9 protein-coding genes are annotated in these 15065 nt (G+C 36.2%); 7 read left to right on the top strand and 2 right to left on the bottom strand.

The window, feature by feature from the left end; translation table 11 throughout:
* Window positions 1–239 precede the first annotated feature (239 nt).
* Window positions 240–734 (top strand): hypothetical protein, encoded by a 495-nt coding sequence (locus tag AC07N0_RS07350; protein WP_323246397.1) that lies wholly within the window; start codon window positions 240–242, stop codon window positions 732–734.
* A 69-nt stretch (window positions 735–803) separates the two neighbouring features.
* Here the strand turns inward: AC07N0_RS07350 and ilvC are convergent, their stop codons facing one another.
* The gene (gene ilvC / locus AC07N0_RS07345) at window positions 804–2288 is read right to left on the bottom strand and encodes a ketol-acid reductoisomerase (protein WP_494588676.1); all 1485 of its coding nucleotides are present in this window, start codon (window positions 2286–2288) and stop codon (window positions 804–806) included.
* A 222-nt stretch (window positions 2289–2510) separates the two neighbouring features.
* On the opposite strand from ilvC, the gene AC07N0_RS07340 reads away from it, so the two are divergent.
* Entirely contained in the window at window positions 2511–3395 is an 885-nt protein-coding gene (locus tag AC07N0_RS07340; protein WP_309912888.1) for an AraC family transcriptional regulator, read from the top strand.
* 83 nt (window positions 3396–3478) lie between these two features.
* Window positions 3479–4756 carry a threonine ammonia-lyase IlvA gene (gene ilvA, locus AC07N0_RS07335; protein ID WP_494588675.1) on the top strand — a complete coding sequence of 426 codons (1278 nt, stop codon included), beginning with the start codon at window positions 3479–3481 and terminating at the stop codon, window positions 4754–4756.
* Window positions 4757–4814: 58 nt separating this feature from the next.
* Here the strand turns inward: ilvA and AC07N0_RS07330 are convergent, their stop codons facing one another.
* Window positions 4815–7487 (bottom strand): MGH1-like glycoside hydrolase domain-containing protein, encoded by a 2673-nt coding sequence (locus AC07N0_RS07330; RefSeq protein ID WP_492801865.1) that lies wholly within the window; start codon window positions 7485–7487, stop codon window positions 4815–4817.
* 456 nt (window positions 7488–7943) lie between these two features.
* On the opposite strand from AC07N0_RS07330, the gene AC07N0_RS07325 reads away from it, so the two are divergent.
* The 4 genes from AC07N0_RS07325 to AC07N0_RS07310 all read left to right on the top strand — a co-directional run bounded on the left by AC07N0_RS07325 (window position 7944) and on the right by AC07N0_RS07310 (window position 15018).
* Window positions 7944–10070, top strand: coding sequence for a bifunctional aldolase/short-chain dehydrogenase (locus AC07N0_RS07325; protein ID WP_492801864.1), 2127 nt, complete (start codon window positions 7944–7946; stop codon window positions 10068–10070).
* A gap of 146 nt (window positions 10071–10216) precedes the next feature.
* Window positions 10217–11491 (top strand): sugar isomerase, encoded by a 1275-nt coding sequence (locus AC07N0_RS07320; protein WP_494588673.1) that lies wholly within the window; start codon window positions 10217–10219, stop codon window positions 11489–11491.
* Between the two features lie 6 nt (window positions 11492–11497).
* Window positions 11498–12892: an FGGY-family carbohydrate kinase gene (locus AC07N0_RS07315; protein WP_494588672.1), complete on the top strand. Its 1395-nt coding sequence runs from the start codon at window positions 11498–11500 to the stop codon at window positions 12890–12892.
* Window positions 12893–13500: 608 nt separating this feature from the next.
* Window positions 13501–15018 (top strand): lipopolysaccharide biosynthesis protein, encoded by a 1518-nt coding sequence (locus AC07N0_RS07310; protein ID WP_494588671.1) that lies wholly within the window; start codon window positions 13501–13503, stop codon window positions 15016–15018.
* The last annotated feature ends 47 nt before the right edge of the window (window positions 15019–15065 follow it).

The following is a 15065-nucleotide window of genomic DNA, read 5'->3' as shown; positions in this document are numbered from 1 at the left end:
TATACTAAATTTTACAAATTAGATAATTGACATCTAATTATTGCCTAGAATAGGCATCAAAAAACAACCAATATATCATTCATCTTTTTATGAAATACCCTTCCAAAAATTCATATTCACGATAATTTTTAAGAAATGATTAATAGAACTTAATCAACTTAACAAAAAAATACATTAATTGCTATTATTAGCTATTTTCAGTAAGTTTGATTTTCACATATATAAACCATTTAATAATTATGTCAATAGTGTTTATTGCTTTTGCTATTATCGCTGGATTTGTTGCTTTTACACGAACTAGAAAAAATTCAATGGCTTCCGAAAGATCTGATGATGTATTAGGCGAGATTGTTAGAAATGAAGACTATGCATCAGCGTTTGCTGAAACGCTAGACCTTACTGTTGTTATAAAAAAAAATATTGATGTTAACGCAGTCAGAAAAGCACTATTACAAATAAAACCTTTCCAGCTCGACAATTATTCAATAAAATCATTTAAGGAGTTAACACAAGACTCCTTCCTTTGCTTAACGGTTGTAAAATATGATGATATAGAATATAGGAGACATGGTAACATAACTGTCGAACACATATTAGACTTGAATTTTAAAATTTTGCTAAATGAGGAAAGTCAGAATTGCAGAATCTATTCAGACTTACATGAGACTCTAACTGACAAAACTTTAAGGGAAGAGTTTGTAAATAAATTTTGGGCATTCATTGAGAAAAAATAACAATTTCCTAACAAAAAACTCCCGATGAAATTCATCGGGAGTTTTTTGTTATCTATTAAAACCAATTCCTTACGCTACCGTAGAAATTGCTTTCATGTCTGTCATTGCTTGACGTAATTCAGCCCCAACGAACTCGATATCGTGTGAACGAAGTGCTTCGTTTACTGCGATAATTGTTCTGTTATCTACGCCGTTATCTTTACCAGCATTGAAGTTTGTACCGATAATGTCAGTTTCAACTGTTGACATAAAATCAGCTAACAAAGGCTTACAAGCGTGGTCGAATAAATAACATCCGTATTCAGCAGTATCTGAAATTACAGAGTTCATTTCGAATAGTTTTCTACGAGCAATCGTGTTAGCGATTAGCGGCGTTTCATGTAATGATTCATAATAAGCAGATTCTTCTTTGATACCTGCTTCAACCATTGTTTCAAAAGCTAATTCAACCCCTGCACGAACCATCGCAACCATCAATAATCCGTTATCGAAGTATTCTTGTTCAGCAATTTTAACATCACCTGCTGGTGTTTTTTCAAAAGCAGTTTCGCCAGTGGCAGCTCTCCAAGTCAATAAGTTTTTGTCGTTGTTTGCCCAGTCAGCCATCATGGTTGAAGAGAACTCTCCACTCATGATATCATCTTGGTGTTTTTGGAACAACGGACGCATAATATCTTTTAATTCTTCAGAGATTTCAAATGCTTTGATTTTCGCAGGATTCGAAAGTCTGTCGAACATAGCCGTAATACCACCTTGTTTCAAGGCTTCAGTAATTACTTCCCATCCGTATTGGATTAATTTAGAAGCATAACCAGCATCGATTCCTTTTTCAACCATTTTGTCGAAACAAAGGATTGAACCTGTTTGTAACAAACCACAAAGGATAGTTTGCTCTCCCATTAAGTCAGATTTTACTTCTGCTACGAAAGATGATTGTAATACCCCTGCACGGTGACCGCCCGTTCCTACGCAATAAGCTTTTGCATAAGCCCATCCTTTTCCTTCTGGATCATTTTCTGGGTGAACTGCAATCAAGGTAGGTACACCAAAACCACGAACATATTCAGCACGTACTTCTGAACCTGGACATTTTGGCGCAACCATGATTACTGTAATATCTTTACGGATTTGCATTCCTTCTTCAACAATATTGAAACCGTGTGAATAAGAAAGCGTAGCTCCTTGTTTCATCAAAGGCATTACTGCATTTACTACTGATGTATGTTGTTTGTCTGGCGTAAGGTTAATTACTAAATCAGCAGATGGAATTAGTTCTTCGTAAGTACCAACTTTGAAATTGTTTTCTGTAGCACTTTTCCAAGATTGTCTTTTAGCATCAATTGCTTCCTGACGTAAAGCATAAGAAACATCTAAACCTGAGTCTCTCAAGTTCAATCCTTGGTTCAATCCCTGTGCACCACAACCTACTACTACGATTTTTTTCCCAACTAAAGCACTTACTCCGTCAGCAAACTCATTACTTTCCATGAATTCACAAACACCTAACTGATTTAATTTTTCTCTTAAAGAAAGAGTATTGAAATAATTTGCCATTTTTTGAATGTTTTTGATTTTGAATAACGTTGTCGAAGGCTAAAATTCGCAACATTGCTGAAATATGCACAAAGTTGATAAAAATCATCAATTAATGAATGGTAAATTAGTGTTTTATTTAGGTACTTTTCATGGGTAATTCATATCAGGGTAAGCGTATTTTATTTTAAGTAGATGATTTTAAAACTTTTACAACTAAAGCTAAATGTGTAATTTTATTACATGAAACAATTAGATATTCCTGTTTATAGTATCGATAGGTTTAATAGTAAATCTGAAAAAACGATTCAATTTCAGATTGAACCCTTTGATATTAATCGAAATTTTAAGGTAACTTATCCACATCGTCATGATGATTTTTACGAAATCCTCTTCCTTACACAAGGACAAGGCATTCATACGATTGATTTTCAGAATTATACGATAAAACCCAATACTATTTTTTTCCTTTCTCCAGGTCAGATTCATGAGTTAGACCTTTCTGAAGATGTAAAAGGCTACATATTCCTTTTTACGTCCTCTTTTTACCATTTTAATAAGACTGACCCTTACAAGCTTTTTGAACTTCCGTTTTTCTATAACCTTAATCAAGAAACACCACCGATTTACTTAGAAAATCAAGCGGAGAAACAGGTGCTGACAGAGCTTTTTAAGAATGCTATTTACGAGAATCAGCAAAACCTAACCGATTCAGAAGAGGCTATTCGTGCTTTGCTAGATTTAATTTTAATTCAATGCAAAAGAATTTATCCGCTCAGTAATTATGATGATAAAACCAGTAAAGGAAAAATCATGGTAAAACGTTTCAAACAATTGATTGAAGAAAAATGTCAGGAAAATTTATCGGTGAAAGATTATGCACACCTACTTGCTATTACACCCAATTACCTAAGTGAAACAGTAAAAAGTGTAACAGGAAGAACATCAACCGATTTAATCAATGACCGTATGATTATGGAAATAAAACGCTTTTTGACGCATACCGATTTGGGGATTTCTGAAATTGCTTACCAACTCAACTTTTCTGACCAATCATATTTTTCAAAATACTTCAAAAAATTGACTAATCTTTCACCTTTGGAATTTAGGAACGGATTATCTAGGTAAGGAAAATCATTTTTTACCTACAAACTATCTTATATTTGTAGAAAAAGGAATTGTATTACAATCAAAGGCTTTATCTCATCAACATGGCTAATAAAACAGAGCAAAAAAAAGATTCTATATTTCCGACACTTGAAAGCATCTATGAAGCGGCAGAACGCCTTAGAGGGGTGGCAGTACATACGCCATTGACTGAAAACATTGTGCTTTCGGAACGTTATGAAGCTAATATTTTTTTAAAGAGAGAAGATTTACAAATTGTTCGCTCCTACAAAATCAGAGGAGCATATAATAAAATGGCGATGCTTTCAGCCGACGAGCTAGCCAAAGGTGTAGTATGTGCATCTGCAGGAAACCATGCCCAAGGACTAGCATATGCTTGCCATAAAATGAAAGTAAAAGGCACGATTTTTATGCCGACTACTACGCCTAATCAGAAAATCAAACAAGTAAAGATGTTTGGTAAAGACGATATTGAGGTAATGTTGGTAGGTGATACTTACGATGATGCCTCAAACGCTGCCAAACAATATTGTGACGAAAATAATGCTACTTATGTCCATCCTTTTGATGACATGGACGTAATTACGGGACAAGCGACTGTTGGCTTAGAGATTTTTAAAGATTCAGATATTAAAATAGATTATATTATTTTGGCCATTGGTGGTGGAGGTGTTTCGGCAGGCGTTTCTACTGTTTTTAAACAACTTTCTCCGCATACTAAAATTATTGGTGTCGAACCTGCTGGTGCTGCCTCTATGAAGGCTAGTTTTGATGCTGGTCATGTCTTAGAACTCGAAACTATTGACAAATTTGTGGATGGTGCTGCCGTAAAACGTGTTGGAGAGAAGACTTTCAACATTTGTAAAGAAACGTTAGATAATATCATCCTTGTTCCAGAAGGCAAAGTTTGTACGACTATTTTAGAGTTGTACAACGAATCGGCGATTGTAGCCGAACCTGCTGGGGCTTTAACGATTGCAGCCTTAGATTTTATGAAAGATGAAATCAAAGGGAAAAATGTAGTATGCTTGGTTTCTGGTGGCAATAATGACATTACGCGTACCGAAGAAATAAAAGAACGTTCATTGTTGTATGAAGGACTAAAACATTATTTCATCATTCGTTTTCCACAAAGAGCAGGTGCCTTGAAAAATTTCTTGAATAATGTGTTGGGTGAAGAAGATGACATTACCTTATTTGAATATCAGAAAAAAACTAACCGAGAGTCTGGCCCTGTCCTATTAGGCATTGAACTGAAACACAAAGAAGATTATGAGCCATTATTAGGGCGAATGATAGAACAAAACATTGTTTATCAAAAATTGAACGAACAACCAGATTTGTTTTCAGTTTTGGTCTAACAAAAAAGGTATCAGCATACTGCTGATACCTTTTTTGTTACCTTATCATTAAACGAATTTACATTGTTGATTCTCTAACCCTGTGTTTTTCTGCTTTTGAAACACTCAAAATCAATTCAGCCACAAGACCCGTCCAACCAGTTTGATGCGCAGCTCCTAGTCCTTTACCTGTATCACCATCAAAATATTCATTGAAAAGAATTAAGTCTTTAAAATGCGGGTCACTCTGCATTTTCTCATATTTCTCATACATTGGGCGTCTTCCTTCCTTATTTTGTGTAAATAAGTTAATCAAACGTTCTGAAATACTTAATGCTGCCTCTTTGATACTCACCATATTTCCAGAATTGGTAGGATATTCTACTTCATAATCATTACCATAATATTCTTGAAATTTCATCAAAGAATCTATCAACAAGAAATTCATCGGAAACCAAATAGGACCACGCCAGTTTGAATTACCACCAAACATACTTCCTGTTGACTCGGCAGGAGTATAATCAACCCTTAGTACATCTCCGTTTACTCTGAACTGATAAGGGTTTTCTAAATGATATTTTGAAAGAGAACGAATACCAAAGTCAGAAAGGAACTCGGTTTCATCAAACATTCGTTTCATAATCATTTTCATACGGTGTCCTCTCAGAATAGCTAATAGCCTACTCTCGCCTTTTCCTGATTCATACCAACGAGAAATTAAACTTGCAAGGTCAGGTCTGTTGGCAAGCACCCACTCTACCCTACGACGGAAATCAGGCAATTTTTCAAGCATTTCTGGCGTTAAAACCTCTACCGCAAACAAAGGAATCAAGCCCACCATCGACCTGATTTTCAATAACATACTGTTATTATTAGGTAAATGGAGCATATCATAATAAAACTGGTCTTCTTCATCCCAAAGACTAATTTCATCACCACCAAGAGATTGCATCGCTCCTGCAATATGCAAGAAGTGTTCAAAAAACTTGGAAGCCATATCTTGATAAACAGGGCGTTCAAGGGCAATTTCAACGGCAATCCTTAGCATATTCAAGCTATACATTGCCATCCACCCCGTACCATCAGCTTGTTCTAAGCGTCCGCCTGTTGGTAAAGTGGCAGAACGGTCGAATACCCCAATATTATCCATACCGAGGAAACCTCCTCCAAAAATGTTGTTTCCTCCCTCATCTTTTAGATTTACCCACCAAGTAAAGTTCAATAAAAGCTTATGGAAGATTTTCTCTAAAAAGGCTATATCTCCTTTTCCGTTTATCTCTTTGTCAATCTCATATACTTTCCAAGTAGCCCAAGCGTGCACAGGTGGGTTCACATCCGAGAACGACCATTCATAGGCAGGAATTTGCCCATTGGGGTGCATATAATATTCTCGAAGTATTACTGCTAATTGACGCTTTGCAAAATCAGGGTCAACCCTTGCTAAGGGCAAGGTATGGAAAGCCAAATCCCAAGCGGCAAACCAAGGATACTCCCATTTATCAGGCATCGAAAGAATATTGGCAGAATACATGTGGCGCCAGCCCGCATTCCTTCCATACTTCCTATATTCCGATGGCTTAGGCATCGAAGGGTCACCCTTTATCCATTCGTTGACATTATAATAATACCATTGTTTAGTCCAAAGCATACCTGCATAGGCTTGTCGCTGAATTTTTAGCAACTCGGGGTTTTCAACACCTTGCTGTACTTCTTCATAAAACTGATTGCCTTCACGAATACGCTTATCCATCGTATCTTCAAAGCCCCCAAAAGGTTCAAGGATAGAATGATCGACCAAACGAAGCCTAACGGTATAGCTATCGCCTGCCTTAATTGTTTTGGTATAACGAGCAGCCGCTTTTGTACCAATATTATTGGGATTGACAGCCGTTTTCTTATTATCAACGATATAATCATTAATACCATCTTTACAATAAGGCGAAGCATTACCTACTTTATAAAGACGTTCAAAATTGGTTTCGTTTTCGCAGAAGAGTAACTCTTGGGCATTTTCACAATACAATTTATAATGCCCTATATTTTTGTTATCAATATCAATGGCTTTTTTGGCCACCCCCGTCATCATGGGTTTATACTTATATTTTTCGTAGCCCCAGCTCCAAGTATTCCTAAACCAGATGGTAGGCAAAATCGTGAGTGGTGCTGCTTTTTTGCTTCTGTTATGAGCTGTTATTTTTATTAAAATATCTTGCTCGTCTGCCTTTGAGTATTCTATGAAAATATCAAAATATTCGTTGTCATCAAAAACGCCCGTATCAAGTATTTCAAACTCGGGTTCTAAGCGCGAACGCTTTCTACTTTCAGAAACCAGCTTGTCATAAGGATACGGATTGATAGGATACTTATAAAGCATCTTCATATACGAATGCGTGGGCGTAGAGTCTAGGTAATAATAAAGCTCCTTTACATCCTCCCCATGGTTAGATTCACTTCCCGTTAATCCAAAAAGGCGTTCTTTTAATATATGATCATTATGGTTCCAAAAAGCTAAGCCAAAACAAATATGAGACTTATTATCTGAGATACCCGCTATGCCTTCTTCACCCCAACGATAAGCAATAGAACGGGCCATATCATGTGTTACAGAGTTCCATGCATCTTGGTTGGCTGTGTAGTCTTCTCTAACTGTACCCCATTGCCGCTCAGAGAGATAAGGTCCCCACTTTTTCCATCCCTTATTATCTTTGCGAGTATTCAATCGCAACTTCTCCGCACTTATACTTTTACTCATACCTTTTTATATAAATGGTTATCAATAAATTTCTAAAATTTATACTACTTTTATTTATAATTTTTATCTTTATAATACTAGTAGTTGCAAACAAATGCAATGTTGCTTCAACCTTATGCACTTATGTGCAATAATACTACCAAATTTAAAAAAAACACCCAAACCTTTATCATAATAGGCTATCTAAATAGATTAAAATGCAAGTTTTAGAGTAATTATACTTAAAAATAGGTAATCAATCATCATTAAATAATTAAATTTCTGAATATTTATACCAAAATTAGCATGCTGTAGTATTAAAAAACAGGCAAAAAAGTTACTATTTCAAATACTAAAAGTGTCAACAATAGATTGCGCTATTTACACACCTTTTTTCCGCATGATAGTACAGGACGGTTTAAGATACAGAGAATTCTAGTTTTGTTGAACATTAATTATTATATTTTTTATAAAAAAATGGCAACCAAGACATTCAAATACGTCAGCTATCTTTGGGACGAAGCCAAAGCAGCCGAATTAGCAGGCGACGAAGTAGCTCTATTCATTTATCGCTCAAATTTATTAGGAGCTGATCTACGTTTAACCAATTATGGTGGTGGTAACACTTCTGTAAAAATCAAAGATAAAGATCCTTTGACGGGTAATCAAACTGACGTGATGTGGATTAAAGGCTCTGGTGGTGACATCGGTACTTTGAAAAAATCAGGTTGTGCAGCTTTGTATGTTGACAGACTTCGTGCTTTAGAAAACGTATACCGTGGTATCGAATTTGAAGATGAAATGGTAGAATTATTCAACCATTGTATCTTCGATTTAGCTTCTAAGGCTCCTTCTATTGATACTCCTCTTCATGGATTTTTACCTTTCGCTCATATCGACCACTTACACCCAGACGCCGCTATTGCTATTGCAGCAGCTAAAGATGGTAAGCAAATCACTGAGGAATTGTTCAACGGTGAAATTGGCTGGGTAGGCTGGCAACGTCCAGGTTTCGACTTGGGTCTTCAATTACGTGAGTGTTTGGAAGAAGCTGAATCTCGTGGTATCAAATTAAAAGGTATCATGTTGGGTTCTCATGGTTTATTTACTTGGGGTGATACTTCTTTCGATTCTTATATTAATACTTTAGAAGTAATCGAAAAATGTGCTGAGTATTTAGAAGCAAATTACGGAAAGAAAGCTCCTGTGTTTGGCGGTCAAAAAATTGAAAGCCTTCCTGAAGCTGACCGTAAGAAACAAGCATCTTCTATCGCTCCTATCTTGCGTGGTTTCTGTTCTTCATATCGTAATATGATTGGACACTTCACTGACGATGCTCGTGTGTTAGAATTTACCAATTCAAACGACCTTGCTAAGTTGGCTCCACTAGGTACTTCTTGTCCTGACCACTTCTTACGTACAAAAATTTCTCCGTTAGTACTTGAACTAGCACCAAACGAAGATTTGACAGACGTAGCCGCTATCAAAGCAAAATTAGAACCTGCTTTTGAAGCATACCGTGCGATGTACACTGAGTATTATAATAATTGTAAAAGAGATAACTCTCCAGCAATGCGTGACCCTAACCCAGTGGTAATCCTTTACCCGGGCGTAGGTATGTTTACTTTCTCAAAAGATAAAACAACAGCACGTTTAGCTTCAGAATATTATGTAAATGCCGTGAACGTAATGAAAGGTGCAGAAGCAGTTTCTGAATACACTTCATTGCCACGTCAAGAAGCATTTGATATTGAATATTGGTTATTGGAAGAAGCTAAATTGCAACGTATGCCAAAACCAAAAGCACTTTCTGGTAAAATTGCTTTAATCACTGGTTCTGCTGGTGGTATTGGTAAAGCAATCGCTAAGAAATTTGCTGAAGAAGGTGCTTGCGTAGTAATCAACGACATCAACCAAGAACGTTTAGACGGAGCAAAAGCTGAGTTTGTAAGCAAATTCGGTAAAGATGCTGTTTCTTCTACCTTATTGAACGTTACTGACGCCGCTTCAATCGCTTTAGCTTTTGATGATGCCGCTTTAGCTTTCGGTGGTGTTGATATCGTAGTAAACAACGCTGGTATCAGTATTTCAAAATCTATCGCTGAACATTCTATCGAAGAGTGGGATAGATTATATGATATTTTAGTAAAAGGACAATTCTTGGTTTCACAAGTAGGTGTAGCGATGATGCGTAAACAAAATTTAGGTGGCGACATCGTAAATATTGTTTCTAAAAATGCCGTAGTAGCTGGACCAAACAATCCTGGTTATGGTTCTGCTAAAGCTGCTCAAGCACACTTGACACGTTTGATGGCTGCGGAATTAGGAGGAGACAAAATCAGAGTAAACACAGTAAATCCTGATGCAGTAATTTCAGATTCAAATATCTGGGCAGGCGGATGGGCTGAAGGTCGTGCGAAAGCTTACGGAATCACAGTAGCTGAATTACCAGCTTACTATGCAAAACGTACTTTATTGAACGAAATCATTCTTCCAGACGATATCGCTAATGCATGTTTTGCTTTCGTAGGTGGTTTATTAGGTAAATCAACTGGAAATGCACTGAATGTAGATGGCGGTGTAGCAATGGGCTTCTATCGTTAGAAATAATTTTATTCCCCCTTCTCCGTTAGGAAAGGGGGTTCTTTATTTACAGGCTATTAGTATATAAAGATGATGAATGTATTTTAACAATATGTTTGCTTGTACTCCCAATGACTTGTATCCAATAATAAACTTTCTCCTCTCCAATGCAGCTCGAAAAATATAAAATTCATTCACATAACGAAGATGTACTTGCTGGACATCAACGTAAATTGGCATATACTCTTTCAGAAGTTGAAAATGCTGAAAACATCATCCAAAAACTAGTTGATTTCCAAATCGCTATTCCTTCATGGGCTTTAGGCACAGGAGGTACACGTTTTGGTCGTTTTTCTGGTGGTGGCGAACCAAGAAGTATAGAAGAAAAAATTGAAGATGTAGGTTTGCTACACGCTTTAAACCAAGCAAGTGGTGCTATCTCTTTACATATTCCTTGGGATATACCTCAAAATGCTCAGGCTATCAAAGTATTGGCAGCACAGCACGGCTTAAAATTCGATGCTGTAAACTCAAATACTTTCCAAGACCAAGCGAATCAAGAATATACTTATAAGTTTGGTTCACTTCAAAATGTTAACAAGGCTATTCGTAAACAAGCGATTGACCATAACATTGAAGTAATTAAGCATGGTATTGAATTGGGTTCTGAATCACTAACGGTTTGGTTATCTGACGGTTCTTGTTTTCCGGGACAATTAAACTTCCGTAAAGCTTACCAAAATACATTGGAAAGTTTAGAGGAAATTTATGCCGCTTTACCAGAAAACTGGAAATTGTTCCTAGAATATAAATGTGCTGAACCTAACTTCTATTCAACAACTGTTGGAGATTGGGGACAGTCATATTCATACGTTAAAAAATTAGGTGACAAAGCTTTCACATTGGTTGATTTGGGTCACCATTTGCCAAATGCCAATATCGAGCAAATCGTTTCATTGTTATTAATGGAAGGTAAATTGGGTGGTTTCCACTTCAACGATTCTAAATATGGTGATGACGATTTGACGGCTGGTGCATTGAAGCCATACCAATTATTCTTAATCTTCAACGAATTGGTTGAAGGAATGGATGCAAGAGGAATGAACCATGCTACTGACTTAGGATGGATGATTGATGCATCACACAATGTAAAAGACCCATTAGAAGACTTATTGCAATCAGTAGAAGCCATCATGACGGCCTATGCGCAGGCATTATCTGTTGATAAAAAATCTTTAGAGATTGCTCAAGAAGAAAATGATGTAGTGCGTTGTCAAGAGATTTTACAAGATGCTTTCCGTACTGATGTTCGTGCATTAGTTGCTGAGGCTCGCCTTCGTGCTGGTGGAGCATTAAACCCAATTGCGTTGTATCGCAACTTGAAAATTAGAGAAAATTTGATTCAAGAAAGAGGCTTGAAAGCCGTTTCTACTGGGCTTTAATTTTTTATGACAAACAAAACTTCTGTCATTGCTATTTTTGACATTGGCAAAACCAATAAAAAACTGTTCCTCTTTGATGAACAGTACAAAATTGTTTTAGAAAAATCGACCCAATTCGACGAAACTCAAGACGAAGATGGCGATAACTGTGAAGATTTAGACCTCCTCAATTCGTGGGTAACCCAAACATTTGAGGAGGTACTAAGCCTTCCTGATTTTGCTATCAAGGCATTAAATTTTTCAACTTATGGAGCAAGCTTTGTGCATCTTGATAAGAATGGTAAAGCGGTAGCTCCTTTGTATAATTATTTAAAAACGTATTCTGAGACCCTGAAAAAACAGTTTTATGATACGTATGATGGTGAACAAAAATTTTCACAAGTTACAGCATCACCAGTATTAGGAAACCTAAATTCAGGCATGGTGCTATATCGTTTGAAATACGAAAAACCAGATTTATTTGCCAAAATCAACTACTCATTACATTTACCGCAATACTTGAATTTTCTGTTTACGGGTAACTATTATTCAGATATTACGAGTATTGGGTGTCATACCAATCTTTGGGACTTTACTAAAAACACCTATCATAGATGGGTGCATCAAGAAGGCGTTGACGAGAAGCTCGCTCCTATCTTTCCTTCTAATCAGGTTCAGCAAAAAAGTATTGATAACCATGAATTACAAGTGGGTGTGGGCTTGCACGATAGCTCGGCTGCGTTAATTCCCTACCTTGCTACTTTTACAGAACCTTTTATTTTGCTTTCTACGGGTACGTGGTGTATTAGTTTGAATCCTTTCAATCATATTCCATTGAGTGCGGAGGAATTACAATACGATTGTTTGTCGTATATGCACTATGAAGGTAAGCCCGTAAAAGCTTCAAGATTATTTGCTGGCTATGAACATGAACAACAAACCAAGCGTTTGGCATCGCATTTCAATCTGGCAAATGATTATTATAAAACAGTAACGTGTGACCTTGAATTGTTGCATAAATTAAGAGAAAGTCAACTACATGGCGACGACGACCATCTGCGTGAAGCCCGACGTCCGCCGCTCCAAGAATCTCTTTTTGGAAGTAGGGATTTGACTGTTTTCAATAATTACGAAGAAGCATATCATCAATTAATTATTGACATCGTTGCTCAACAATTAATTGCTACTGAATTAGTATTGAATAATTCGCCCGTAAAAAAACTTTTTGTGGATGGAGGTTTTGGTAAAAATGAGATTTTCATGACATTACTAGCCATGGCTTTTCCTACCTTAGAAGTTTATGCAGCCTCAGTTGCTCAGGCTACATCGTTGGGAGCTGCACTTTCCATCCATCAATATTGGACGAATAAAGCTTTACCTGATAATTTGATAGAATTAAAAAAGTATCAGCTTGAAAGTTAATACTTTAAAGCAATATAAATTCTTAGTCAACATGAGTCATCCCGAATTTTTCTTAAAATAGGAAGTTTAACAAAATAGCCTCATAGAGGCGATATATCGGTAGCCGCATTTGCGGTAAAATGTAAACAAAATTCTCCTCTAAGCCCCATCGGGGCGAAATATTTCGCCCCGATGGGGCTTAGAGGAGTTAATAGATGCTTCTTCTACCGCAACGACGGCCGCCGATATAGTGTTCCTAACGGAACTATAATCTGTATCCATAAATCAAGAAAGCGGTCGAAAAACTAATTTCGACCGCTTTTTTATGATTTTAAAATTCGGGATGACTCATGTTTGTTTAATGGGCAAAAAAAAAGTGATTAAACGTATTTGGGGCGTTTAATCACTCAGCTCTGTTAAAAGCACAATTCAACCACGAATTGATTATTATGCCACAAATATAGTATAAATACTCATATATTTTTAAGTGTTTATACTTATTTTGAAAAATATTTTTTATCTATTCATTTGAAATCAAGATTGTATTAACACATAAGTCCTTGTAAATTGCGACTACATTGTGGTAAGCAAAAAGATAAACGATTGTTTGATACACAATTCTGATTAACATGAGTGTTTTAAAAAAATTAGCTAGCGAAACAGCATCATACGGCATAAGTACAATTTTAGGGCGATCACTTAACTTCCTATTAGTGGCTGTTCACACCGCTGCTTTTACACCCGCAGAACTTAATATAAACGTAAAGCTTTATGCCTATGTAGCCATTGCCAATATTATCTATACGTATGGCATGGAAACAGCCTTCTTTCGTTTTGCTACTGACGACAAAGAAAAATATTATAACATCATTCAATCTGCCATTACCGTTAGTAGTTTGGTATTTACCAGTATCATCATTATTTTTTCAACACCCATCATCAATGCATTGGGTGTACCAGGCAAAGAGATTTTCTTAACTTGGATTGCACTAATAGTAGCCATCGATGCGATTACAGCCATTCCTTTTGCCAGATTGAGGCTAGAAAAGAAAACCAGAAAATTCGTAGCAGCAAAAATTTTCAGCATCATTGTCAACGTAATATTGAACATTATTTTTTTATTAGGCTTTAAAAAAATAGCAGATGGCGATTATCTACTTTTCTTACAACCATTTGCTAAACAATTATATATACCGAGTGTTGGAGCAGGTTATATTTTCTTAGCTAATCTTTTAGCAAACGCCAGTTTATTTTATTTTTTGAGAGCTGAGTTTAAAATATTCAAATTTCAGTTTGATAAAGCTACTTTCAGTAACTTAATGATATATGCCTATCCAATTATGATAATGGGCTTAGCAAGTACATTTAATTTGATGTTTGACAGAATATTACTGGAAAGACTATTGCCCGAGGGTTTCTATCCGAACCGTACTTCTCAGGAGGCACTAGGTATCTATGGGAATGTCTATAAGCTTTCTATTTTTATGGCATTAGCAACACAAGCTTTCCGCTATGCTGCCGAACCTTTTTTTCTGGCAAAAACTGAAAATAAAAATTCGCCTGAAACATTAGCTGATGTAACAAAATGGTTTTTGATAACCTGTATATTTATTTGGTTAGGCGTTTGTCTAAATCTGGACATTATAAAAGTCCTTTTCTTAAGAAAGCCTATTTATTGGGAAGGAATGAAAGTAGTACCGATTTTATTACTAGCCAATCTTTTCCTAGGTGTTTATTACAATATCTCTGTTTGGTTTAAGCTCAACAAGAAAACATATTTCGGTACTAGAATCACTTTTGGTGGTTTAGCAATCACTATTTTTTTCAATATTATCCTCATTCCCAAGATGGGATATATGGGTTGTGCGATAGCCTTTTTGATATCTTGCTTTTCGATGACAGCACTCTGTTATTACTTCGGACAAAAGTATTATCCCGTACCGTACAAGATACTCTCTGCTTTTGGATATATTATTTCAGCGGGTGTATTAATTTTTTGTACCATGCAGATTAACATTGAAAATCTATGGATTTCTATCCCATATCATTTCATATTACTAAGTTTATATGCTGCTGGTGTTGTTTTAGTTGAGCGAAAGACAATTATTCCATTGAAAGTCAGAGATAAGTATGCTTTTTTAAGATAAAAACATAAAATTTTCGAGTAAATTATAGAACTTTGTAATAAATAGGA

This window comes from Arcicella sp. GW821-FHT09D11 (assembly GCF_059416265.1).
The sequence above is the reverse complement of the archived record's forward strand: the minus strand, read 5'-3'. Positions and strand labels throughout refer to the sequence as shown.